The sequence below is a fragment of the Nicoliella sp. ESL1149 genome, from assembly GCF_058107265.1.
The window spans coordinates 892,282-916,912 of record NZ_JBYLUE010000002.1 but is presented as its reverse complement, the minus strand read 5'-3'; the positions used below and the strand labels follow the sequence as shown (position 1 = coordinate 916,912).

The following is a 24,631-nucleotide window of genomic DNA, read 5'->3' as shown; positions in this document are numbered from 1 at the left end:
CAACGAATCCTTTCGGCTAATTATTTTTTAAAATAATTAATCCCAATTGCATCCCGAACTTCTTCGAGCGTTTGGTTGGCAACTTGATTAGCTTTTTGACTTCCAGCCTTTAAGATATCATATACAGCAGCTGGGTCTTGAGCAAATTTTTCACGACGTTCACGAATTGGCCGTAAAATATCTTGTAGAACCTCATTTAAATAGCGTTTTATCTTAACATCTCCAAGACCACCATGTTGATACTGAGCCTTTAGGTCAGCAACCTTATCTTTATCAGGCGCAAAGATGTCTAAGTAAGTAAAGACAGTATTTCCTTCCACTTTGCCAGGATCTTCCACATGAATATGGTCAGGATCGGTGTACATGGACATAACTTTCTTTTGAATTGTCTTCTCATCATCAGCTAAGTAAATACAGTTATTTAAGGATTTACTCATTTTCGCATTCCCATCTAAACCAGGAATTCTTCCCATCCCTTTAGGAGGAAAATACCCTTCTGGTTCAACCAAGATTTGTTTACCATAGATGCGATTAAAACTTCTGACAATTTCACGAGTCTGTTCCAACATTGGTTCTTGATCTTCACCAACCGGAACAACTTCAGCCTTAAAAGCTGTGATATCAGCAGCTTGACTAACTGGATAAATTAAAAATCCAGCTGGAACACTTTCACCAAACTTCTTTTGTTTAATTTCAGTTTTAACGGTCGGATTCCGATTTAAACGATTAACAGAAACAATGTTTAAATAATGCATTGTTAATTCATTTAATGCTGGAAGTTGAGATTGAACACAAATTGTTGATTTCTTCGGATCGATTCCAACTGCTAAATAATCCAAAGCAACTTGTAATAAACTGTGTCGAATTTTTTCTGGATCACGAGCATTATCAGTTAATGCTTGCATATCAGCAATCAATAAGTATTGATCGTATTTTCCAGAGTTTTGTAACTTGACCCGATTTTGTAAAGAGCCAACGTAATGACCAATGTGTAACTTACCAGTTGGTCGATCACCAGTTAAAATTACTTTTTTTTCTGCCATTTTTCTTCTCCTTCTGAAAAAAAAACGCACTACTGGAAAAACCAATAGGACGCCTCAAACGTGGTACCACCTATATTGCGAAAAATCGCCACTTAATCATGATAAGGGAATGACCCATTATCCATTTCGTGAAACAAATCAATTTCAGCATCGATGATTTTCTCTTTTATGGTCCCACTACTTCAATTAAAAACGTAACTATTCAATTATTATTTTAAATGATTTACAATTTTATGTCAAAAGGTCTTTCATTGACATTTAAAGGCAAAATCACTAAAATAATTCCCGATTAATACTTTATTATGTCCGCAAAATAATGGGAAGTGAAATTAAGTTGAACAAGAGTCAAGTTGAAGAACAACAACATGTTACAGATATCGTTAAACAAATCAAAGAACAAATTAAAACAACTAAGCATGAATATCAAAAAGCCCATGCTGAAACCCAACGTGTTCAAAAGAACTTTAATATGAACACATCTGTTAACTATATTGAAGCTGATGATCGAATTGAAACTAAGGCTGAATTACAACAGCAAAGAGCTGTTGTTAGTCGAGACTTGGAAAATGAAGCCATCATTAAACGCCATTTAGAAACGTTAAGACGTTTGAAAAAATCACCTTATTTTGGGCGGATTGATATTCAACGTCCAGGTCATTCTAAAATCGAAACGATGTATATCGGAATTGCTTCTTTTAGTAATAGAGAACAAAAATTTTTGGTATATGATTGGCGGGCTCCAATATCCAGTGTTTATTATAATGGAACATTAGGACCTGTCGAATATGATACTCCCCATGGTAAAGAAAAAGTAATTCTAAAGCGTAAACGTCAATTTCAAATTAACGACGGTAAAATTATAAATATGTTCGACACAAACGAAACCGTTGGTGATGAAATGCTTCAGGAAGTTTTGGGATCACAAAACGATGAAAAAATGCAAAACATCGTTTCCACTATTCAACACGAACAAAATGATATTATTAGAGATACTAAAAGTGACTTGTTAGTTGTTCAAGGGGTTGCTGGTTCTGGTAAAACATCTGCCATTCTTCAAAGAATCGCATTTTTACTTTACCACAGTCGTTCATCTCTTCAAGCTGACCAAATGGTGTTATTTTCTCCCAATCGCTTATTCAGTAATTATATTTCTAATGTGCTCCCTAGTTTAGGTGAACGTAACATGAGACAAGTGACAATGCCTGAATTCATTGCCCATCGTTTTGAAGGACTCGATGTTCAAACTCTTTTTGATCAGTATGAAAATGCAGAACAATTAAATGATGACCAAAGGAAATTAAGAGAATTTAAGGGTAGTGCTAAATTCATGTTGAAGTTAAGACTTTACATTGAAAGAATTCGTTCTAATGAACTATGCTTTGAACCGATTCTTTTCCATGGTAGAGAATTTTTTTCGGCAAAACACATTCAACATATTTATGCTAGCTTTCCAGTTGCAATGTCTGTAGCGCAACGAATTTTAAAAACGAAGAATTGTCTAATTAGAGAACTAAAAAAAAGAATTCGCATTGAATCTCAAAAAGATTGGGCTGATGATGAAGTCGATCTCTTAAGCAATGAACAAATTAATAAATTATTGAACAATCGTCATCTAACTGAATTTCAAGAACAAGATGATGAAAGACGTTTCTTAGCTTTTCAAATTGCTAAAAAAAGGCTTAGAGTAGTATATGATGCAATATATAATAATCAATTTTGGGATAGTTATCTTCAATATGATGGTTTCTTAAAAACTGTTGATGAACTAAACAATTCATTTGGTATAAAAAGTATCAATACATTTAATAATGCAATTGAAAGACACCAATTGCCATTAGATGATGCTGCTCCATTACTATACATGAGAGAATTGGTAATTGGTGGTGGAACTAATCGAATGATGAAATACTTATTCATTGATGAAATGCAGGATTATTCAATTGCAGAATTAATTTATTTAAAACATGCTTTTCCTGTTGCAAAATTCAATCTAATTGGTGATAGTGAACAAGCTTTATTCAAGAGAGTTAAGGCTCCTCAAGCACTATTAAAAGAATTAAATTCAGCAATTCAAAGTAAACATGCACGGTTAATTACACTAAAACGTTCTTATCGTTCCACTTATCAAATCACTACTTTTGCAAAATCACTATTACCAGATGGAGATCAAATTGAGGCTTTTAATCGTCAAGGCGAGAAACCTCTACTTATAATTAGAGATAATATAAAGCAAATAATATCACCAATTGTTCAAAATGCTGAACGTGAATTAAAGAAAAATCGAACTGTTGCTATTATCACTAAAAATAATGAAGAAGCTCATTTAATAGCTACTCATCTTAAAAATAAATCGAATAAATTTACATTAATGTCTGACAAAAACCTATCAATTCCCTCAGGAATCATTATTTTACCTATATACTTAGCCAAAGGTCTTGAATTTGATTCAGTTATTGCTTGGAACGTATCTAAAGAAAATTATCGTAGTGCTAATTTAATTGGGACTTTATATACAATTGCTACTAGAGCAATGCATAATCTTGTTTTAACTAGTATTAAAGAACCTAGTTCATTAATAACCAAAAATAGTATTCCTAATAAACTAGTAAAATTAAATTATCAAATAAAATAAAAAACTACGAAATCAATTCGTAGTTTTTTTATGCTTAAAAAGCCGTTTCCGGGATTTGAACCCGGGACCTCTTCCTTACCATGGAAACGCTCTACCTACTGAGCTAAAACGGCATTTGAGTATAAAAAAAGCTTCCAAATTAATGGAAGCTCTATTTAATATTGCGTGGCAACGTCCTACCCTCGCGAGGGGCGATCCCCTAACTACTCTTGGCGTGCGGAAGCTTAACTTCTGTGTTCGGCATGGGAACAGGTGTATCCTTCCGGCTATCGCCACCACACAATTGTATGATGAGAACTTCGTTCTCTCAAAACTAGCTAATATTAATTCTTTCTGGTGAGAACACCTTACTTGGTTAAGTCCTCGACCGATTAGTAATGGTCCGCTTCACATATCACTATGCTGCCACTTCCATCCTATCAACCTGATCATCTCTCAGGGGTCTTACTTTCACAAGGAAATGGGAAATCTCATCTCGAGGTTGGCTTCACACTTAGATGCTTTCAGCGTTTATCCAATCCATACATAGCTACTCAGCGATGCGCCTGGCGGCACAACTGATACACCAGCGGTATGTCCACCCCGGTCCTCTCGTACTAAGGGCAGCTCCTCTCAAATTTCCTACGCCCGCGACGGATAGGGACCGAACTGTCTCACGACGTTCTGAACCCAGCTCGCGTACCGCTTTAATGGGCGAACAGCCCAACCCTTGGGACCAACTACAGCCCCAGGATGCGATGAGCCGACATCGAGGTGCCAAACCTCCCCGTCGATGTGAACTCTTGGGGGAGATAAGCCTGTTATCCCCAGGGTAGCTTTTATCCGTTGAGCGATGGCCCTTCCATACGGTACCACCGGATCACTAAGCCCGACTTTCGTCCCTGCTCGACTAGTCAGTCTCGCAGTCAAGCTCCCTTGTGCCTTTACACTCAGCGAATGATTTCCAACCATTCTGAGGGAACCTTTGGGCGCCTCCGTTACTGTTTAGGAGGCGACCGCCCCAGTCAAACTGCCAATCAGACACTGTCTCTCACCACGCTTAGTGGTGAAGGTTAGAGTGTTCACACAACGAGGGTAGTATCCCAACAACGCCTCCATCGAGACTAGCGTCCCGATATCTACGGCTCCTACCTATCCTGTACAAGTCATGTCAACACCCAATATCAAATTACAGTAAAGCTCCATGGGGTCTTTCCGTCCTGTCGCGGGTAACCTGCTTCTTCACAGGTATCTCAATTTCACCGAGTCTCTCGTTGAGACAGTGCTCAGATCGTTACGCCTTTCGTGCGGGTCGGAACTTACCCGACAAGGAATTTCGCTACCTTAGGACCGTTATAGTTACGGCCGCCGTTTACTGGGGCTTCGTTTCTGAGCTTCGCCGAAGCTAACTCTTTCACTTAACCTTCCAGCACCGGGCAGGCGTCAGCCCCTATACTTCATCTTACGATTTTGCAGAAACCTGTGTTTTTGATAAACAGTCGCCTGAGCTTCTTCACTGCGGCTGCACGTTAGTGCAGCACCCCTTCTTCCGAAGTTACGGGGTCAATTTGCCGAGTTCCTTAACGAGAGTTCACTCGCTCACCTTAGGATACTCTCCTCGACTACCTGTGTCGGTTTGCGGTACGGGTAGTTAATTACTAACTAGAAACTTTTCTCGGCAGCGTGACATCGACGACTTCCCTACTAAATTTCGGTCCTCGTAACAACTTGTCAACCCGGTGATAAGCATTTGACTCATCACCTGACTTGTTGCTTGAACATACATATCCAACAGTATGCATCGTTTAGCCTTCTGCGTCCTTCCATCGTTCGAACATAATTAACTAGTACAGGAATATCAACCTGTTATCCATCGCCTACGCTTCTCAGCCTGGGCTTAGGTCCCGACTAACCCTGGGAGGACGAGCCTTCCCCAGGAAACCTTAGTCATGTGGTGGACCAGATTCTCACTGGTCTTTCGCTACTCATACCGGCATTCTCACTTCTAAGCGCTCCACCAGTCCTTACGGTCTGACTTCAACGCCCTTAGAACGCTCTCCTATCACGCAACGTAGTTGCGTCCACAATCTCGGTAATATGCTTAGCCCCGGTAAATTTTCGGCGCAGAATCACTCGACTAGTGAGCTATTACGCACTCTTTAAATGGTGGCTGCTTCTGAGCCAACATCCTAGTTGTTTATGCAACTCCACATCCTTTTCCACTCAGCATATATTTAGGGACCTTAATTGGTGGTCTGGGCTGTTCCCCTTTCGACAATGGATCTTATCACTCATTGTCTGACTCCTGGATATAAATCATTGACATTCGGAGTTTATCTGAACTCAGTAATCCAAGACGGACCCTTTATCCAAACAGTGCTCTACCGTCAAGATTCTTTACTCCAAGGCTAGCCCTAAAGCTATTTCGGAGAGAACCAGCTATCTCCAAGTTCGTTTGGAATTTCACCGCTACCCTCAAGTCATCCCAGCACTTTTCAACGTACACGAGTTCGGTCCTCCGGTGTGTTTTACCACACTTTCAACCTGCTCAAGGGTAGATCACCTGGTTTCGGGTCTATCATTACATACTAAAACGCCCATTTCAGACTCGCTTTCGCTACGGCTCCGATTTTTCGTCTTAACCTGGCATGCAATCATAACTCGCCGGTTCATTCTGCAAGAGGCACGCCATCATCCATTAACGGACTCTGACTGCTTGTAAGCACATGGTTTCAGGAACTATTTCACTCCCCTTCCGGGGTGCTTTTCACCTTTCCCTCACGGTACTGGTTCACTATCGGTCACTAGAGAGTATTTAGCCTTGGGAGATGGTCCTCCCAGATTCCGACGGAATTTCACGTGCTCCGCCGTACTCAGGATCCTGAACTGAGGGTATTCGATTTCGTCTACAGGGCTATCACCTTGTCTCGCAGAACTTTCCAGATCTTTTGACTATCGAATACTTTGGTAACTCAAATGTTCAGTCCTACAACCCCAATGAGCAAGCTCATTGGTTTGGGCTGTTCCCCGTTCGCTCGCCGCTACTAAGGGAATCGAAATTTCTTTCTCTTCCTGTGGGTACTGAGATGTTTCAGTTCCCCACGTCTACCTTCAACTGAGTATGTATTAGTCAGTTGATAATGATCGATTAAGATCATTGGGTTTCCCCATTCGGAAATCTCCGGATCAAAGCTTACGTACAGCTCCCCGAAGCATATCGGTGTTAGTCCCGTCCTTCATCGGCTTCTAGTGCCAAGGCATCCACCATGCGCTCTTAATAACTTAACCTATCTAACCACGACGTGGTTGATTTGGTTAATTGAGTAAATACGAATTGAACTATATTAAAAAACTCAAAATAACGCGGTGTTCTCGGTTGAAATTATATAAAATATAAAATCAAATTTGAAAAAATTAATATTATCTAGTTTTCAAAGAACCAAGTTTGATACCTAACGGTATCAATGGAGAATAGCGGGATCGAACCGCTGACCTCCTGCTTGCAAAGCAGGTGCTCTCCCAGCTGAGCTAATTCCCCATATGTTATGTTCACCCGACAAGTGTCAGGAATGGGCCTGAATGGACTCGAACCATCGACCTCACGCTTATCAGGCGTGCGCTCTCACCAACTGAGCTACAGGCCCAAGTGTTGAAATTAAGCATAACATTGAGAAGTAGACCTCTCAAAACTGAATAAGATTGACATGCGTAAGGTTCCGTATTATTCCTTAGAAAGGAGGTGATCCAGCCGCAGGTTCTCCTACGGCTACCTTGTTACGACTTCACCCTAATCATCAGTCCTACCTTAGACGGCTTACTCCTCAAAAGAGGTTGTTGCACCGGCTTTGGGTATTACTAACTCTCATGGTGTGACGGGCGGTGTGTACAAGACCCGAGAACGTATTCACCGTGACATTGCTGATTCACGATTACTAGCGATTCCAACTTCATGCAGGCGAGTTGCAGCCTGCAATCCGAACTGAGAACGACTTTAGGAGATTAGCTCCACCTCGCGGTATCGCAACTCTTTGTATCGCCCATTGTAGCACGTGTGTAGCCCAGGTCATAAGGGGCATGATGATTTGACGTCATCCCCACCTTCCTCCGGTTTGTCACCGGCAGTCTCACTAGAGTGCCCAACTGAATGCTGGCAACTAGTAACAGGGGTTGCGCTCGTTGCGGGACTTAACCCAACATCTCACGACACGAGCTGACGACAACCATGCACCACCTGTCATTCCGTCCCCGAAGGGAACGCCTAATTTCTTAGGTTAGCAGAAGATGTCAAGACCTGGTAAGGTTCTTCGCGTAGCATCGAATTAAACCACATGCTCCACCGCTTGTGCGGGTCCCCGTCAATTCCTTTGAGTTTCAACCTTGCGGTCGTACTCCCCAGGCGGGATACTTAATGCGTTAGCTGCGGCACTAAAGGGCGGAAACCCTCTAACACCTAGTATCCATCGTTTACGGCATGGACTATCAGGGTATCTAATCCTGTTTGCTACCCATGCTTTCGAGCCTCAGCGTCAGTTGCAGACCAGACAGCCGCCTTCGCCACTGGTGTTCTTCCATATATCTACGCATTTCACCGCTACACATGGAGTTCCACTATCCTCTTCTGCACTCAAGTTCCCCAGTTTCCGATGCACTTCTTCAGTTAAGCCGAAGGCTTTCACATCAGACTTAAGGAACCGCCTGCGCTCGCTTTACGCCCAATAAATCCGGATAACGCTTGCCACCTACGTATTACCGCGGCTGCTGGCACGTAGTTAGCCGTGACTTTCTGGTTAAATACCGTCACGGAATGATCATTTCCTATCATCCTCGTTCTTCTTTAACAACAGAGTTTTACGAGCCGAAACCCTTCTTCACTCACGCGGCATTGCTCCATCAGACTTTCGTCCATTGTGGAAGATTCCCTACTGCTGCCTCCCGTAGGAGTATGGGCCGTGTCTCAGTCCCATTGTGGCCGATTACCCTCTCAGGTCGGCTACGTATCATTGCCTTGGTGAGCCATTACCTCACCAACTAGCTAATACGCCGCAAGACTATCCTAAAGCGATGCAAACGCACCTTTTAAACGAAGACCATGTGGTCTTCGTTGTTATACGGTATTAGCACTTGTTTCCAAGTGGTATCCCCTACTCTAGGGCAAGTTCCTTACGTGTTACTCACCAGTTCGCCACTCGCTTCGATGTTAAGTCAAGTTAATGCAAGCACCAACTATCATTAACGGAAGCTCGTTCGACTTGCATGTATTAGGCATGCCGCCAGCGTTCATCCTGAGCCAGGATCAAACTCTCATATTATAAATATGAATAGCTTAATTTAGCTCTTCAAATATTGTTTCTTTTTTTACGAATTGACATTCGCAAATGTTTTAATTCATTTTACTAATGTAAAATGTCCTTACACATTTATTGTCATATCTTATTCAGTTTTCAAAGATCTACTTTATAAACGATGTCATCCTTTTCAAGACAACTATTTAATAATAACATTTTAAAATAACTATGTCAACAAAAAATTAAAACTTTATTGCTGAATCAATTTAATATTCAAATGTATTTAATAAATATACGCTTACTTTTTATTTTTGTCAAAAAAATTAAAAGAAAAAGGAAATTAATTATAAAAACTAATTTCCTTTTAATCAATCCATTATTTAACACGGGCTAAGAAGTAACGTTTCTTTCCCTTTCTAACAACTACGAACTTGCCTTCAAAAGAAGAACTCGGATCTATTTCTGCTTCCACGTCTTGAATTTTTTCACCATTAATATGGATTGCTCCATTTTGAACATCTTCCCGTGCTTGACGACGAGATGGTTCAATTTTAGTATCATCAACTAACCATTGAACAATATTATTCTTGGCACTGGATATTTCCATACTTGGCATATTCTTAAAGCCTTGTTCAATTTCTTCAGCAGTAAGATTTTTAACATCCCCAGAAAATAATGCTTTAGTAATATTTTGAGCTTCTTTTACAGCATCTTCTCCATGAACGAACTTGGTGACTTCTTCAGCTAATCGCCGTTGTGCTTCACGTTTCCAAGGCTCATTCTTTACTTGTTCTGCTAAAGCATCGATTTCATCTTCACTTAAGAAAGTGAAATATTTAAGGTACTTAATAACATCCCGGTCATCTTGATTAAACCAAAATTGATAAAATTCATATGGGGTTGTCTTCTTTGGATCTAACCAAACTGCCCCACCCGCTGTTTTACCAAACTTAGTCCCATCTGATTTCAACATCAATGGAATCGTCAATCCAAATGCTTTCGCATCATTACCTTCAGTTCGATGAATCAAATCGATTCCAGAAGTGATATTTCCCCATTGATCAGAACCACCAATTTGTAATTGTACATCTTCATTCTTAAATAAATGTAAGAAATCAATGGATTGAAGAATTTGATAAGTAAACTCTGTAAAAGAAATTCCTGCCTCTAACCGACTAGAAATAATTTCTTTATTTAACATCGTATTTAAATTAAATAACTTCCCATAATCACGCAAGAAGTCTAATAATGTTAATTTTCCCATCCAATCACGATTGTTAACAATTTTAAAAGACCCATCTTCACCAAATAATTTAGTTAGTTGCTTGGTTAATGCTTCTTCATTATGATGAACCTGATCCATCGTTTGTAGCTTTCGTTCAGATTTCTTACCACTTGGATCTCCAATTGATCCAGTTGCTCCCCCAACAACAATAACTGGATGATAACCAGCTAATTGAAATCTTTTTAAAATCATGAACGGAATTAAGTGTCCAACATGCATGCTATCTCCCGTTGGGTCAATTCCCGCATATAAACCAATCTTTTTATTATCAACAGTATCTTTTAGACCCTTTGCATCCGTTTGATCATTAATGGCATCCCGCCATTTTAATTCATCAATAATATCCATTTTTCCAACCTCCATCAAAATAAAAAGTCCCCCTCAGAATTAACTGAAGGGGACGAAATAGTTTCCGCGGTACCACCCGGGTTATCATATAGTATGATCGCTCAATCATTGATAACGAAATGAACCGAATTAGCTCAATAGGTGTACTTCTCTACTTATGCGCTTAGCTCGCATCAACCGCTAAGTTTCTGATTTTCTCGCGACTAGCAGATATTTTAACTATCTCACAGCTCTCAATTAAACATATCATAATCAAAAGTTGCTTTTTTGTCAATATTATTTAATTCTAGCCAATTCTTTTTGGACCATTGGCATCATTTTTTGCATTGCTTGTTTTTGTGCCTTTGCTTTGTATTCAGCAGCAGCTTTTTTACCAATTGCTGCTTGTTGATCAGCACTCATCTTTGGATTCTTTTTCATTGCGGCCATCACAGCTTGTTGTACATAAGATTTTCCAGCTGCTTGCATTTGTTGTTGAGCTTGAGAAGTTTGTGCTTGTGCACTCATCTTCTTCATAATAGTTGGCAATGCTTTTACTTGTTTAGGAGTTAGTACCAACCAACTCTTAGGAACATAGATAGTATTATTTCGATGATAAACTGATTGTTTTTGTGCTAAACCAAACATCAATTTATCAAAGCTATTATTATATTTCCAACGAGTTGTTTTAGTGACTAATTTAGGTGTTTTAACAGAACTGCTTTGAACAATTTTGTTTTTAACATCTGTATCAGGTTTTACAACAATCTTCTTACTACTCTTTTTGTAAACCAAAGCTTGATCTTTACCAGAAGTACCAACTTTTTGATAAAGAACCATGTTCATTTTTGGACTCAATGATGAAACTTTAGTAGTACTTGTGGTAGTTGAATGATGCATGCCATAGTAATCATGGAAATTAGCGATGGAAAGCCAAATTCCTCCTACTAATAAAATAGTAGTGATACAAGAAAAAATGGCATGAAAAGCTTTTTTATCAACATTATAATTCCAAGAAATGAAGAATAAAATGGCTACTAAAATTAAAAGACAGATAATCATTATTTATTCCCCTTTCCTTCATCATAAATTGCATTCCCCTTCTTAATGAAGAATGATAGAACTAAACCACCAATTGCCAAAATAATTGCAACAATAAAAGCCCCATGATAACCAGTTAACACAGCATCAATCATTTTAGCCTTATATTGTAATGGATCAGCAGTTAATAAATGATGAGCTGGCTTAGCATTACTTGTCATATTAGATAGAACGGATGTCATAACCGCAGTGGCAATTGAAGCAGCAACTTGTCTAAAAGTATTATTAGCAGCAGTTCCATGTCCAATTTTAATCTTTGGTAATCCATTCATACTGTAAGTTGTAACGGTCATCATCGACATTGCAATTCCGACAGATCGGATAGCATACAAAGTAACAATATACACAACAGGTGTGTCTTTAGTAATAAAAATAAATGGCAATGTTCCAATCGCTAAAAGAATAAAACCACTAATAGCGAGGTAACGTGCTCCATATTTGTCAAAGATTTTACCAGTAATTGGGCTAAAAATCCCCATCATCATTGCACCAGCTAACAATGTTAATCCAGAATGGAAAGCGTTATAACCACGAACAATTTGTAAATATAATGGAAGAATCATTTCAAAACCAACTAATGACATCATCGCAAATGCAGCTACTAAAGTCCCAATAGTAAATTGACTATATTTAAAGACTTTAATATCTAACAATGGATTTGCAGAAATCCATTCACGCCATACAAAAATAGCAATGAAGATAGCACCAATGATTAAAGTACTTAACACAACAGCACTTCCCCATCCTTTACTACCTACTTCAGAGAACCCATAAAGTAAACTACCGAAACCAACAGTGGAAAGTACTAATGCTAACCAATCAGGGGTTGATTTATGAGTAGGAACAATTGGTTTCATTGTCCAAAAACTAGCGATAATAACTACTGCAACAATTGGAATGATCATTCCAAATAAATCACGCCATGTAGCATTAACGATGATCCATCCAGATAAAGTAGGTCCAATTGCAGGAGCTAGTCCAATAACAATTCCTGATAATCCCATTGCAGTTCCCCGCTTTTCAGCAGGAAAGGCTGATAACATAATCGTTTGAAGTAAAGGCATTGTAACCCCAACTCCAACAGCTTGAACTAAACGACCTGCTAATAAAGTTCCAAAATTAGGAGCTACATAAGCCATCACAGTTCCAGCTTCAAAAATAACCATAGCTGTAATGTACAACCATTTAGTATTAAAACGACTAGTTAACCAAGCCGTCAATGGAATTAAAATTCCGTTGACCATTAAAAATCCACTGGTCAACCATTGAACAGTTGAGGTATTAATTGAAAATGTAGACATTAATTTAGGGTACGCGGTTGCTAAAATCGTTTGATTTAACACCGTACAGAAAACCCCAATCAACATAAAGATAACAAGTAACATCCGATTATATGGACGTCCTTTTGCATCAACTGGTTTTGTTGCCATTTGGCATCCTTCTTTCTTAATTTTAATTTATTAATCAATGTTTTCTATCTTACACTTCGCAAATATTTTTGTCAACTTATTTTACATCCACTTCAAATAATGTATAATAAAGTCAACTTAAAAAACAATACAAGGGGAGGATAATAAAAATAATGAGTAATATTAATAATAATGAATTAAAAGAAAATGCTACAAAAATGATAAAAACATTGAAAGAAAACGAATCATTATTTCGGCTCAGTGACATTGCAAAAATAATTGGCCTACCGTATAGTAAAATTCGGTACTGGGATCAATGTGGTTACTTACCAATAGAAAAGAACAACAATGACAAGTGTCTTAAATATACTACTGATACCCTGATGCGCGCTCAAATAATAAATACGTATTTAAACAAGGGATTCACTTTGAAAACTGCAGTCAAAAAAGCAGACAACTTTAAAAAATATAAGGGCTTAACAATGTCCATTGTTGAAAAAATATTTACTAATATCACTTTTAAGGACGATGGAGAAAAATTATTAATTGATTTCGGTGAAATTGAAAATTATCCAGGAAAACATGCGTACTTAAAGTATGAAAATAATGATTTTAAAATCAACATTAAAGATTAATAAACAAATACACTAAAGATGGGAGCATTAATACGCTTCCATCTTTTTATCATTGTTTTATAATGTTATAATTAGTTAGTTTCAGGTAATTATCAGGGAGGATATATTATATGTGGTTTTTAGAACTGATAAACGATTTCGTGATTGGATATCCAATTTTCGTTTCAGTAATTTGGATCGTTGGCTGTTTATTTGAAGAACATCAACATAAACTTGACCGTCCAAAAAAATCGTTAGAACAACAACCGTTAGTTTCAATTTTAGTACCTGCCCATAATGAGCATGATACGCTAGAAAATGCTGTTGAATCAATATCTAAGCTTAACTATCATAACTTCGAAGTTGTATTGATTGATGATAAAAGTGCTGATGATACACTAGAAATAATGCACCAAATAAAGAAAAAATATCAAAATAAATTCAATGTAACAATTGTGCCAATTCCTGTGAACCAAGGAAAAGCTAACGCGATGAACATGGGTCTTAAAAATGCTGCTGGAGACTACTTAATGGGAATTGATGCTGATTCAATCCTAGACCCAGACGCATTAATAAACATCGTCAAAACTTTAGAAGCTAATCCACACGCTGGAGCGGTAGCTGGAAAACCAGTCGTTAGAAATAGAACAACAATTTTAGGACGTCTTCAATTACTAGAGTACATTGGGGTTATTGATATCATTAAACGTGCTCAAGCATTCTTAACTGGAAGAATCACAACCGTTTCTGGAGTTATCGTAGGATTTAGAAAAGAAGCTTTAAAAGAGGTTCATGGTTGGAATCCAAATGTTATCACTGAAGACATTGACATCACATGGCGAATGTATCGTCATGATTGGCAAGTTGTTTATAATCCTGATATTTTATGTTGGATTTTGGTTCCTGAACACGTTAAGAACTTAATTGTCCAAAGAAGACGTTGGGCACGTGGCGGTTTAGAAGTCTTAACCGGAAACTGGGATGTTTTATTACATGGTAAACTATCAAAACGTTTCCTATTATTAGAAACAATTACGAGTAATACATGGGCCATTTTAACTGCTTTAAGTACGGTTTCATATTTATTTAGTTTATTATTCGTTCGTAACATTCAATTAGATGGAAATATCCTTTTAATTTTGCTAATAATTAGTGTTGTCCAATTTATAATTGGTTTTTTGACCTCTCGAAAGGCCGCTTTCATTAATGTCATTGATTTATTGCTAGTGCCTGCTTATGTCATGTACTATTGGCTAATCAACTTAGTAAGTTGTATTACCGCAATTATTTCTTTCTTCTTAGATCCTGAACATGTAGGAACTTGGAGTAGTCCAGACCGGGGGCGTCACTAATGGAACTTAAAAATCATAACTTTGTAATTAGAACAAAACGAAGTCCATTAACAAGATGTGGTGAAGTCATTTTATTTGCTGCATTATGGATATTAGTATTAACCGTTATCACAGTTAACGTTGCATTCGCATTTGGTTATTATAGTGATTCGATGGTCTCGTTATATGTATTGTTCAACTTAAATTATCATACCTACAAGGTAATTGCGATCAACATTGCTCTATTAGCGATTATCATGGTCATTTATTCTACATGCCGAATGATATATCTAAGGAGACATAAAAATGAAAATGAATAAAAAAACTAGAAGATGGATCGTTTGGATTTTCTTGGCTGCAGTTGTATTAGCAATGAGTTTTACTGTTCATAAGAACATTCAATATGATCGTGGAAATAGTACCAATTATGCGTTAGATAAGGATAGTGTTCATACTAAGAACGGAATTTTAGTCCTCTGTTATCATCGAGTGTTGAATGATAGCTTAGGAGTTAAGATATCACAAGCACTTTCTAATAACACTGAACTCCATGATTTTGCAATCAATCGTGAATTCTTTATCAAGCAAATGAATTATATTAAAAAACACCATATTAAAGTAATCAGTGGCCATCAAATGTATGAAATGATAAAGGCTAATAAACCGATTCATGGACGCTATGTTGTTATTACTTTTGATGACGTTGACCGAAGTATTATGGAAAACGCTTTTCCAAAGTTAAATCAAGAACGTTTCCCATACACCACATTTATTGTTACTGGAAACACCGGTTACTATCGTGGTGGTTCTAAATTTGCAACATGGGCTCAAATTAAAAATGCTAAGCGAAAAGCTAATGGTTTAATGACCATTGGTCTCCATACTAATAAAATGCATTATTTAACAAAAAAATTAGAACCAATCTTTGATTTACCAAACCAATTTCCACGTTTCAAACGTGATTTTTACACTAGTCGGAAAGTCCTTCAAAAAGAAGTTGGCACAAGAGGTGAATCATTTGCCTATCCTTATGGTGGTGGGAACCAACATACTAACCAATTCTTATTCAAACAACATCTTGAATGGATTGCTAGTTTAAATGATGGTCTTGTAGAACAACATACGAATCTAAATTCAACCCCACGGGTAATTGTTAACCATAACAGTTGGCCAAGTATTGCTAAATGGATTCGTCAATAAATAAAGATAATAGTCCTAATTTAATCATTAGGACTATTTTTTTATAAAAAAAGCATTGCCTTTTAGGCAATGCTTAAATAATTTAGATATTATTTGTCTAATTTAGTTTTGTTAGTTACATGTAACTTTTCATCGAAATCATAAATAACTGGTTCCCCAGTCTTCATTTCAAGATCCATAATATCGTCATCACTAATTCTTTCAATATACTTACTTAAAGCACGTAAAGAATTACCATGAGCAGCGATAATAATGTTCTTGCCATCTAATAACTTAGGAGCAATTTGATCTTCCCAAAGAGGCATAACTCTTTCAAGAGTAACCTTAAGATTTTCACCATCAGGAATTAAGTTAGGATCTAAGTTAGCATAACGACGATCCTTTTTAGCAGAGTATTTTGAATCATCTGGCAATAATGGAGGTAAAGTATCATATGAACGACGCCAAATATGAACTTGTTCTTCTCCATATTGTTCAGCAGTATCTTTCTTGTTTAATCCTTGTAACTTACCATAATGACGTTCATTTAAACGCCAAGTCTTAGTTTCAGGAACCCATAATTGGTCAGATTCTTCTAAAGCATAGTGTAATGTCTTAATTGCACGAGTCAAAACAGAAGTAAAAGCATAATCGAATTCCAAGCCATGTTCCTTAAGAAGCTTACCAGCATTCTTTGCTTCTTCTACTCCCTTATCACTCAAATCAACATCAACCCAACCAGTAAATTGGTTAGATAAGTTCCATTGACTTTGTCCGTGACGAATCAATACAAGTTTTGCCATAGTTCCAAACCTCTTTCTTTAGTTAATAAATATATCATGGTTATGATACACCATTTAACAATTTTTTGCATCCTTTAACGTGCTTTTACCCAATTTTTTATTTTAGTGAACCAACTAATTCGATTTTTACTATTTGATGTCCCAACGCTTTGAACCCCTAATAAATCTAATAGGAAGGTAAAAATTGGAACAGAAACGATTAATCCCCATCCCCCAAACAAGCCTTCACCAACTAGTAATACCACAAAGGTATAAAAGATTGGTAATTGAGTTCTAGAAGACATAAATTTAGGATTTAAAACATACGCTTCAATTGCGTGAACTATTAAAATCGTAATTATCATGTATACAACGTCTTTAATTCCACCAACAGAAAAACTAACTAATGACAGTGGAATAAATGAAATAATCACACCTGCAACTGGAATCAAACTCAATATAAATACCATAATCGCTAAAACAAATAATTGTGGTAACCCCATAAACGCCATTACGATTGTTGTCATAACTGTATTACAAATTGCGATTAAAACTTGAGCTTCCAAAACAACTCCGAAAGTTTTAACGAAAGTTTGTCCAAAGTGATAAATATCTTGGAAAAACCATCCAACACTACTGTTCAAAAATTTCTTAGAGAATTTATTCATATGCTTTTCTTCAATTGTGAAGAAGAAACTAAGAATCAGTGACATAAAGATGGAAACACTGGTTGAACCAACTTCACTCAAGTAATCTAATGAAGTATTTAATGCTTCTTTCAAACTATTTAAGAAGTTCGTTTTATGAATTGCTACTTTTAACCACTCTTGAGCTTGACTAGGTAATCCTAAATCATTAGGAAAATTACTGCTTGGACTGTTAATCTTATCATAAAAGGTAATTACAGATTTATAAATACTTATTAACCCATTCGTAATCTTAGGAATGTAGTTCGTAAGAGTAATTGCAAAACCACCAATTACTAATACGTAAATTATGATCACTAAAATTGAAGACGGAATTTTGACATATCTTTGGATAAAATGCACTAACTTAGTAACTAATAACGTTATAATAAACGTCAATAAAATCGTTGTCATCATCCCACGAAAAGCATATAAAACTGCAATCAAGACCAAAAGAACTACTACTCGACGTAATTTTACATTGTTAATAAATTGATTCCAAAGTTTCATTTTATCCCTCACTATGCTTTCGAATTATTATCTTTCATATTTTCATTTAGGGTACTAGTTGGACTAATGTTTCCTTCAGTAATTGCTGGGAGATTTGTTATTACTTTGGCAATCGTTTGAACAGGAGCATCAGTTGTCTTTTTATTGGCATTTGCTTTTTGCAATGTCTTTGCAACGTTCATGATTTTTTGATATTGAGTTTCGTTAATTGAAACCGCAGTTAGTAACTTCCGATTTAACAAATCATTCGATTGTTTAAAATCACCCTGTTGATTCAAATGTAGGGCTAAATTATAATTCCAAACAAATTGACGATAATTATTAACTAAAGCTTGATTAATTTTAACTCCCTGCTTAGCAATCCTGGTTAATCGTTTATTAGCAGCAATATCCAAAGCTTTTTGATATTGTTGCATTGCCGGAATAAATTGTTTGTCCTGATAAAAATTATCAGCTGCCACGATAGCTTGGGTTTGTTTCAATAAGGATTTGGAACTACCATTACTTGGCCGATAATTAGTTGCTTGTTCAAAGCTCACTACTGCATTATCGTACTGTCCCTTATCAAGAGCCTGTTCCCCTGAATTCATCGCTTTTGTAAAATGGTGCGTATTATTATTACCAGAAACGGTCATTATTGCTCCGCCACCAATTAATACCACTCCACAAACAATTATCTGAATCCATTTTTTCATAGTGAAACCTCCGTTATTTTCATATATTCATATTATAACATCTTCTACTTAGAAAATTAGTGATAAAAAGCGTATAATGGTAACTAGATTTTTATTCAGGAAAGGAATTTGAAACAATGCTTGAAAAAACATTATATCGACAATTCTTAAAGCGTAGTTTTAGTATTCCAGTGAAGGTAACTTACTGGGATGGTAAAAGTGAAGTTTATGGAGATGGGACTCCCCAAGCTAAAATTACTTTTAAAAAGGTAATCCCATTTAGACAAATCACTAAAAACGCTTCGATTGCCTTAGGTGAAGCTTACATGGATGGAGACATTCAAGTTCAAGGGAGCCTTGAAGATTTAATTGCTTCTGCCTATGAAAACGCCGGTAGTTTCATGCGAAATAGTAAGTTCATTAAATTCTTACCAAAGCAAAAGAAACACAGTGAATCACAAAATGCTAAAGATGTTCAAAGCCATTACGACATTGGAAACAATTTTTATCGCTTATGGTTAGACAAGAGTATGACATATTCTTGTGCTTACTTTGAACACCCTGATGATGATTTATACACTGCCCAAATGAATAAGGTTCACCACATCATCAAGAAATTAGATCCTAAGCCAGGTAAAACCTTATTAGATATTGGTTGTGGTTGGGGAACTCTTATGCTCACTGCTGCAAAGGAATACAATCTTAAAGTTGCTGGAATCACGCTCAGTAAGGAACAATATGAATATGTTCAAAAAAGAATTCATGAGCTGGGCTTGGAAGGTGTTGCAACTGTTTACCTTCGTGATTATCGTGACTATCATGATGAAACATTTGACTATGTAACTTCTGTTGGAATGTTCGAACACGTTGGAAAAGAAAACTTAGGTGAATATTTCGAATATGTTAATAAATACCTTAAACCAAATGGAATTGCCTTAATTCATGGAATCACCCGTCAACAGGGTGGTGCTTACAATGGTTGGATCAACAAATACATCTTCCCAGGTGGCTATGTTCCCGGTTTAACTGAAAACATTAACCATATTGTAGAAAACGGCATGCAAATCTATGATATTGAATCTCTCCGTCGTCATTATCAAAAGACATTGGAAACTTGGGACATTAATTTTAAACAACAATTAGACCAAGTTAAAAAGCAATTTGATGATCGTTTCATCAGAATGTGGGATTTATATCTTCAATCTTGTGCTGCTTCATTTGAAAGTGGAAATATCGACGTAATGCAATTCTTAATCACAAAGGGTGCTTCTGGACATAACTTACCAATGACCCGTGATTATATGTACAAATAAATTAAAAATTTAAGTAAATAAAAATCGTTTAGGATTAATCCTAAACGATTTTTTGCTTTTAAATTAAAAAAGTCAGTAGGTAAACTGCTCCTAATCCACAGATTACTGATAAAGCCATTGAACGTGTCCAATAGGCAATAATAATTACGATCAAGACCGATAATAACATTGGCATTTTTCCAGCTAACACAAACTGATATTTAGATGATAGAAAAACGCTTTTAACGACTAGTGATGTAAATAATGCGACTGGAACATATTTCATCCATTCATTGAACCACACTGGAATTCTTCGTTCACGGAAGAAAAAGAGTGGAATGTATCGCGGAATCAAAGCGACAATAAAACATAAAATAACTAATAGAAAATGTTGAGTTGAATTCCATTCCATATTAACACTTCTCCTAATCCGAAACATCTGAATCGTCTAATTCTTCTTTAGGACGTCCAGCGGGGTTTTTAAAACTACGTAATATTCGACTCTTTTGTTCGTTATGATTTCGTAGGTAATTCTCGACAGCAAAACCAACTAACGAAGCTAGAATCGTCGAAATAACTAATCCTAAAGTTGACTTCATCAAGGTTAGAAAAACAACGGCTAATACACCGGCAAGAATACAAACAAATAGCTTGAGCCAATCTTTTATCTGCATCACAATCATATAAATAAATAATGACGTTAACGCAAATTCAACAATTTCCAAATCAATATGGATAGCATCTCCAACCAAACTACCGATTAGATTACTGACCGTCCAAAAAGCTAGTGTATAATGTTCAACATCTAACGCTTTTCGAGGATCCCATTTTTTATCGGTCGTAAAATTCAAATAATTAATTGCATAATTTTCATCATTTAAGTGTAAAGCAAAAATAAATGTAAATAAATTCGAGTGTCCTTGGAGGTATTTAGATAGACTTGATCCTAAAAGTGCGTAACGGAGTTCCAAGAAGAATAACATGATTACAATTAAATATAATGGTGAATTAATTAATAGCATCGAAGCAATTAAAAATTGAGCTCCTCCGGAAAACACCATTATTGACACTAAAAAGACATTTAAAAAATTAAATCCAGAAGCATGAAGTAAGACCCCACATGCTAACCCGATTGGAATATAACTTAAATCGACAGGTAAGGATGCTTTTAACGAATCCTTCCATCGAACATCGGATGGATACCTTTTCTCTACTCCCACAAATACTCCTCCAAGCGTAACCACAAAATTAATTCAATACTCTTATTTTACTATGTTTCTATAAATAATTAAAACTTATTTTAAAATAGATTTAGAATTGAACGCCATAGTCTAGTGAAGAACCCTGCTTTTGAAATTGAATTGGATGTTGTAACTGCTGCTTGAATTGGTTGATCATAAACATCAAAAATTCCGGGGATTTTAACAGTCCCAACATATTGATTATCTTTAAGTGGGGCTGCAAGTCCTTTCCCATCTTTAAATTTATTTTGGAGGGTCAATTGGGGCTGACTAGTTTGGCCTTGTTTAGCGATCCAATAATAAAGTGGTTGATTCGTCTTTAATTGAACTATTTGATTATCACCATTAGGCACATCGACTTTTTGAATTACGTTCTTTTCGTTACCAGCTTTAACATATTGATAATGGTCATAAACATAATACATAATCTTCTTAGTTTCGATAAATCGACCTGGATCAGCAGGATATTTATTAGATGCATGCAGAACGACAGTTATAATTCGATGGCCATCTCGATTCGTAGTTCCAGTGAAACTACCCCCACATGTATCAGAAGTCCCTGTTTTAATTCCTTGAACAGGTAGAGAAGGCGTATATTCACTTCCCCCCTTTAACATATAATCACCGTTTTTAATCGTCGTTCCACCAAGGGTGTACTTAGCAACTGAAGTTGCTTTTAAAATTTGCGGATATTTATTTACCAACGTTTTGGCTAAAATTGCCATATCTCTAGCAGACATTTTGTTCTCTGCTTTGGAACTTGTGTTTGGCATCCCCATTGAACCCACTTCACCATTCGTTAATCCACATGGTGTATAGATAGAAACATTCTTTAAATGAAGTTGTTTAGCCGCTTTTCTCATCATTAAAACAAAGTGTTGAGTTGTCCCCCCAACTTGCTTTGCTAACATCATTACTGCTGCATTCGCAGATTCAAAAGATGCTTGATATAATTGAGCAACCGTATATTGCTTATGTAATGCCAACGGAACGTTTGCATAATCATGATCAACACTTAAATCATGCACGTCTCGTGGAATCGTAATCTTTTGATTCATCCTTAATTTACCAGAATGCATGGCTTGCATAATTACATAGATCGACAATAGTTTACTCATTGAAGCTAATGGCATTGGTTTATCAGGATTTTGCTCATATAATAACTGTCCTGACTTAGCATCGATTGCAATCCCTGAAGTAGCATTAATTCTTGGTTGAGCAACGGATTGAGATACATTATCATTAGCCGTTGCAACATTTGCCGGTACGCTCAACATTAAAACCGTCACAAAGATTAAACTAATCTGACGAAAAATTGGATGTTTCATTATCAAAAGATTCCTCTCATTTTACGGATTGAAGCTTTTTAAAACCGCGTTTTTGTAGTGAATCATTATGATGAATTGGTAAATGAATCGAAAAAGATGTTCTTTTCTTATTCGAAGTCACTTCTACAAATCCATTATGATTCTCAATGATACTTTGAACGATTGCTAATCCTAAACCAGTTCCACCAGTTTCCTTGTTTCGTGATGTTTCAACACGATAAAAACGATCAAAAATCTGGTCGATTGCCGCTTTGGGAATCTCTTCCCCATCATTAGCAACTTGAACAACTACTTCACGGTCATTGGTTTTTTTAGCACTCAAATAAATATTTTTGCCACCCTTACCATATTTCAATGAATTAGAAATTAAATTATTGAACACACGCGCTAATTTATCAGCATCCCCTTCGATTTTTAAATCTTTGGGTTTACATTTAGAAGTTATTTTCATTCCCACTTTTTGAGCATCGTATTCAAAACTAGCAGAAAGTTGCGCTAGCATTTGATCAAGATTGATTGAATGGATTTCAAGTGGCGTTGAAGGTTGACGATCTTTAGTATATTCAAAAAGATCATCTGCCAATCCCTTCATCTGCTTAGCTTTCATATAAGCGATATTAATATATTTTTGTTGATTTTCAAGACTTTGTTTAGGACCTGATTCTAGCAGCCCCAAATAACCAATAATTGAAGTTAATGGCGTTCTAATGTCATGACTAACATTAGTGATCATTTCATCCTTAGAACGTTCAATTTGGCGCTCTTCTTCCATTGAATCAATAACACTATCAACTAATGAATTAACACTATCGATCACTTTTTGATTCTCACCTTTGATGCGGAATTGAATTCGATGATCAAAGTGACCACGGGCAATATAATGAATTTCACTAATTACATGCCGTAATTGAATCAATTGATAACGACGATTCAAACGCCAATATACAGTAACTGCATCAATCACAAATAAAAGGAAAATAAAAATCCTTTTCCAATTAAATATCTGAGCCCAAAAATTAGGATGTCCACCTGGACCACCATCAGTCCAAATGGAATGATTGATGGTATGAACTCCAAACTGGACCCCTGGATTATTAGCCATTGTTTCTTCAACTAAAATCACTAAAGAGAGGTTCAACATCAGTAATAGTACTAATGTGATGATCCCCTCCCCCAATAATTCAGTTCGTTCTCTTGCTGTTAATCTTAAAGTTGGATTATTAGTATTCATTAGTTCATTTCAATCTTGTAGCCGACACCCCAAACGGTTTGAATAACTTTTTCACCGTTAGTAGCAGCTTCAATTTTATCACGTAAGTGGCTAACGTGCACCATAACAGTTTTAGCTGAAACAACACTTTCTTGCCGCCAGACGCGTTCGAAAATCTCATCAGCTGAAAAAACTCGATTAGGATGACTTGCAAGTAAGTATAAAATGCCGAATTCTAACGCTGTTAATTGAATATCTTTTCCATCCATCGTCTTAACTTCATGTGAATCTTTATTAATCGTTAAAGGACCAACTTCAGAAATTGCTGGTTGGGTATTCTTAACGTTATCATTACTCCGACGAAGTAAAGAACGAACTCGAGCCATTACTTCCAATGGATTAAATGGTTTCGTAACATAATCATCAGCACCACTGATCAACCCTTGAATCTTATCCATATCAGCAGTCTTAGCTGATAACACAATAATTGGGATGTTAGAGTCACGACGAACTTCCTTAATAACATCCAATCCCGTCATTTTAGGCATCATGACATCTAAAATCATTAGACCAATATCTGGTTCAGTTCTAAGTAATGATAAGGCATCCGGACCATTGTATGCCGAAACTGGTTCGTACCCTTCGTTTTTAATGTAAATTTCTAATAATTGAGCAATTTCTTTATCATCATCAACAACTAAAATTTTCATATTAGTTAACCTC

The 24,631-nt window shown here is 36.6% G+C and carries 18 protein-coding genes, 3 tRNA genes and 3 rRNA genes; 6 read left to right on the top strand and 18 right to left on the bottom strand.

Features of this window, described 5'->3' with window-relative positions:
* Window positions 1–20: 20 nt before the first annotated feature.
* Entirely contained in the window at window positions 21–1,043 is a 1,023-nt protein-coding gene (gene trpS, locus AC3B6G_RS04395; protein WP_489849201.1) for a tryptophan--tRNA ligase, read from the bottom strand.
* 316 nt (window positions 1,044–1,359) lie between these two features.
* Here trpS and helD point away from each other — a divergent pair, with 316 nt between their 5' ends.
* Window positions 1,360–3,675 (top strand): RNA polymerase recycling motor HelD, encoded by a 2,316-nt coding sequence (gene helD / locus AC3B6G_RS04390; RefSeq protein ID WP_489849200.1) that lies wholly within the window; start codon window positions 1,360–1,362, stop codon window positions 3,673–3,675.
* 40 nt (window positions 3,676–3,715) lie between these two features.
* Here helD and AC3B6G_RS04385 read toward each other — a convergent pair.
* The 9 genes from AC3B6G_RS04385 to AC3B6G_RS04345 form a co-directional block, all read right to left on the bottom strand.
* Window positions 3,716–3,788 (bottom strand) — tRNA-Thr (locus AC3B6G_RS04385).
* A gap of 50 nt (window positions 3,789–3,838) precedes the next feature.
* Window positions 3,839–3,955: ribosomal RNA gene (rrf, locus tag AC3B6G_RS04380) — 5S ribosomal RNA — on the bottom strand.
* 71 nt (window positions 3,956–4,026) lie between these two features.
* Window positions 4,027–6,942, bottom strand: a 23S ribosomal RNA gene (locus tag AC3B6G_RS04375).
* A 177-nt stretch (window positions 6,943–7,119) separates the two neighbouring features.
* Window positions 7,120–7,192, bottom strand: a tRNA-Ala gene (locus tag AC3B6G_RS04370).
* Window positions 7,193–7,224: 32 nt separating this feature from the next.
* Window positions 7,225–7,298, bottom strand: a tRNA-Ile gene (locus AC3B6G_RS04365).
* 88 nt (window positions 7,299–7,386) lie between these two features.
* Window positions 7,387–8,963: ribosomal RNA gene (locus AC3B6G_RS04360) — 16S ribosomal RNA — on the bottom strand.
* The 16S, 23S and 5S rRNA genes sit together here with 3 tRNA genes alongside, the layout of an rRNA operon.
* A 352-nt stretch (window positions 8,964–9,315) precedes the next feature.
* Entirely contained in the window at window positions 9,316–10,572 is a 1,257-nt protein-coding gene (gene tyrS, locus AC3B6G_RS04355; protein WP_489849199.1) for a tyrosine--tRNA ligase, read from the bottom strand.
* A gap of 276 nt (window positions 10,573–10,848) precedes the next feature.
* Complete coding sequence (locus tag AC3B6G_RS04350; protein WP_489849198.1) at window positions 10,849–11,613, bottom strand: DUF4811 domain-containing protein; 765 nt, start codon at window positions 11,611–11,613, stop codon at window positions 10,849–10,851.
* Window positions 11,613–13,082: an MDR family MFS transporter gene (locus tag AC3B6G_RS04345; protein ID WP_489849197.1), complete on the bottom strand. Its 1,470-nt coding sequence runs from the start codon at window positions 13,080–13,082 to the stop codon at window positions 11,613–11,615. Before AC3B6G_RS04345 ends, AC3B6G_RS04350 begins: the two co-directional genes overlap by 1 nt.
* Window positions 13,083–13,234: 152 nt before the next feature.
* On the opposite strand from AC3B6G_RS04345, the gene AC3B6G_RS04340 reads away from it, so the two are divergent.
* From AC3B6G_RS04340 to AC3B6G_RS04325, 4 genes are all read left to right on the top strand, one after another.
* A complete protein-coding gene (locus AC3B6G_RS04340; protein ID WP_489849196.1) occupies window positions 13,235–13,696 on the top strand; it encodes a MerR family transcriptional regulator in 462 nt (153 codons plus the stop codon).
* Window positions 13,697–13,806: 110 nt separating this feature from the next.
* Window positions 13,807–15,027, top strand: coding sequence for a glycosyltransferase (locus AC3B6G_RS04335; protein ID WP_489849195.1), 1,221 nt, complete (start codon window positions 13,807–13,809; stop codon window positions 15,025–15,027).
* Window positions 15,027–15,326, top strand: a complete 300-nt coding sequence (locus AC3B6G_RS04330; protein WP_489849194.1) for a hypothetical protein — start codon at window positions 15,027–15,029, stop codon at window positions 15,324–15,326. Before AC3B6G_RS04335 ends, AC3B6G_RS04330 begins: the two co-directional genes overlap by 1 nt.
* Window positions 15,313–16,206, top strand: coding sequence for a polysaccharide deacetylase family protein (locus tag AC3B6G_RS04325; RefSeq protein WP_489849193.1), 894 nt, complete (start codon window positions 15,313–15,315; stop codon window positions 16,204–16,206). The genes AC3B6G_RS04330 and AC3B6G_RS04325 overlap by 14 nt, the downstream gene beginning before the upstream one ends.
* Window positions 16,207–16,295: 89 nt before the next feature.
* Here AC3B6G_RS04325 and AC3B6G_RS04320 read toward each other — a convergent pair whose 3' ends face one another.
* The 3 genes from AC3B6G_RS04320 to AC3B6G_RS04310 all read right to left on the bottom strand — a co-directional run bounded on the left by AC3B6G_RS04320 (window position 16,296) and on the right by AC3B6G_RS04310 (window position 18,858).
* Window positions 16,296–16,988: a 2,3-diphosphoglycerate-dependent phosphoglycerate mutase gene (locus tag AC3B6G_RS04320; protein WP_489849192.1), complete on the bottom strand. Its 693-nt coding sequence runs from the start codon at window positions 16,986–16,988 to the stop codon at window positions 16,296–16,298.
* A 74-nt stretch (window positions 16,989–17,062) separates the two neighbouring features.
* Window positions 17,063–18,163, bottom strand: a complete 1,101-nt coding sequence (locus AC3B6G_RS04315; RefSeq protein WP_489849191.1) for an AI-2E family transporter — start codon at window positions 18,161–18,163, stop codon at window positions 17,063–17,065.
* A gap of 11 nt (window positions 18,164–18,174) precedes the next feature.
* Window positions 18,175–18,858, bottom strand: coding sequence for a tetratricopeptide repeat protein (locus AC3B6G_RS04310; RefSeq protein WP_489849190.1), 684 nt, complete (start codon window positions 18,856–18,858; stop codon window positions 18,175–18,177).
* Window positions 18,859–18,974: 116 nt separating this feature from the next.
* Here AC3B6G_RS04310 and AC3B6G_RS04305 point away from each other — a divergent pair, with 116 nt between their 5' ends.
* Window positions 18,975–20,150, top strand: coding sequence for a class I SAM-dependent methyltransferase (locus AC3B6G_RS04305; protein WP_489849189.1), 1,176 nt, complete (start codon window positions 18,975–18,977; stop codon window positions 20,148–20,150).
* Between the two features lie 58 nt (window positions 20,151–20,208).
* On the opposite strand, the gene AC3B6G_RS04300 is transcribed toward AC3B6G_RS04305, so the two are convergent.
* The 5 genes from AC3B6G_RS04300 to AC3B6G_RS04280 all read right to left on the bottom strand — a co-directional run bounded on the left by AC3B6G_RS04300 (window position 20,209) and on the right by AC3B6G_RS04280 (window position 24,618).
* Window positions 20,209–20,541: an AzlD domain-containing protein gene (locus tag AC3B6G_RS04300; RefSeq protein WP_489849188.1), complete on the bottom strand. Its 333-nt coding sequence runs from the start codon at window positions 20,539–20,541 to the stop codon at window positions 20,209–20,211.
* Between the two features lie 13 nt (window positions 20,542–20,554).
* Window positions 20,555–21,349 (bottom strand): AzlC family ABC transporter permease, encoded by a 795-nt coding sequence (locus AC3B6G_RS04295; RefSeq protein ID WP_489849187.1) that lies wholly within the window; start codon window positions 21,347–21,349, stop codon window positions 20,555–20,557.
* An 80-nt stretch (window positions 21,350–21,429) separates the two neighbouring features.
* Complete coding sequence (locus AC3B6G_RS04290; protein WP_489849186.1) at window positions 21,430–22,698, bottom strand: D-alanyl-D-alanine carboxypeptidase family protein; 1,269 nt, start codon at window positions 22,696–22,698, stop codon at window positions 21,430–21,432.
* Window positions 22,699–22,714: 16 nt separating this feature from the next.
* Window positions 22,715–23,929 carry a sensor histidine kinase gene (locus AC3B6G_RS04285; RefSeq protein WP_489849185.1) on the bottom strand — a complete coding sequence of 405 codons (1,215 nt, stop codon included), beginning with the start codon at window positions 23,927–23,929 and terminating at the stop codon, window positions 22,715–22,717.
* Window positions 23,929–24,618: a response regulator transcription factor gene (locus AC3B6G_RS04280; RefSeq protein WP_489849184.1), complete on the bottom strand. Its 690-nt coding sequence runs from the start codon at window positions 24,616–24,618 to the stop codon at window positions 23,929–23,931. The genes AC3B6G_RS04285 and AC3B6G_RS04280 overlap by 1 nt, the downstream gene beginning before the upstream one ends.
* Window positions 24,619–24,631: the final 13 nt, after the last annotated feature.

Bases quoted from the DNA above. Each gene is read 5' to 3' on its own strand.
- trpS (WP_489849201.1), bottom strand. From the start codon at position 1,043: ATGGCAGAAAAAAAAGTAATTTTAACTGGTGATCGACCAACTGGTAAG.
- helD (WP_489849200.1), top strand. From the start codon at position 1,360: ATGGGAAGTGAAATTAAGTTGAACAAGAGTCAAGTTGAAGAACAACAA.
- tyrS (WP_489849199.1), bottom strand. From the start codon at position 10,572: ATGGATATTATTGATGAATTAAAATGGCGGGATGCCATTAATGATCAA.
- AC3B6G_RS04350 (WP_489849198.1), bottom strand. From the start codon at position 11,613: ATGATTATCTGTCTTTTAATTTTAGTAGCCATTTTATTCTTCATTTCT.
- AC3B6G_RS04345 (WP_489849197.1), bottom strand. From the start codon at position 13,082: ATGGCAACAAAACCAGTTGATGCAAAAGGACGTCCATATAATCGGATG.
- AC3B6G_RS04340 (WP_489849196.1), top strand. From the start codon at position 13,235: ATGAGTAATATTAATAATAATGAATTAAAAGAAAATGCTACAAAAATG.
- AC3B6G_RS04335 (WP_489849195.1), top strand. From the start codon at position 13,807: ATGTGGTTTTTAGAACTGATAAACGATTTCGTGATTGGATATCCAATT.
- AC3B6G_RS04330 (WP_489849194.1), top strand. From the start codon at position 15,027: ATGGAACTTAAAAATCATAACTTTGTAATTAGAACAAAACGAAGTCCA.
- AC3B6G_RS04325 (WP_489849193.1), top strand. From the start codon at position 15,313: ATGAAAATGAATAAAAAAACTAGAAGATGGATCGTTTGGATTTTCTTG.
- AC3B6G_RS04320 (WP_489849192.1), bottom strand. From the start codon at position 16,988: ATGGCAAAACTTGTATTGATTCGTCACGGACAAAGTCAATGGAACTTA.
- AC3B6G_RS04315 (WP_489849191.1), bottom strand. From the start codon at position 18,163: ATGAAACTTTGGAATCAATTTATTAACAATGTAAAATTACGTCGAGTA.
- AC3B6G_RS04310 (WP_489849190.1), bottom strand. From the start codon at position 18,858: ATGAAAAAATGGATTCAGATAATTGTTTGTGGAGTGGTATTAATTGGT.
- AC3B6G_RS04305 (WP_489849189.1), top strand. From the start codon at position 18,975: ATGCTTGAAAAAACATTATATCGACAATTCTTAAAGCGTAGTTTTAGT.
- AC3B6G_RS04300 (WP_489849188.1), bottom strand. From the start codon at position 20,541: ATGGAATGGAATTCAACTCAACATTTTCTATTAGTTATTTTATGTTTT.
- AC3B6G_RS04290 (WP_489849186.1), bottom strand. From the start codon at position 22,698: ATGAAACATCCAATTTTTCGTCAGATTAGTTTAATCTTTGTGACGGTT.
- AC3B6G_RS04285 (WP_489849185.1), bottom strand. From the start codon at position 23,929: ATGAATACTAATAATCCAACTTTAAGATTAACAGCAAGAGAACGAACT.
- AC3B6G_RS04280 (WP_489849184.1), bottom strand. From the start codon at position 24,618: ATGAAAATTTTAGTTGTTGATGATGATAAAGAAATTGCTCAATTATTA.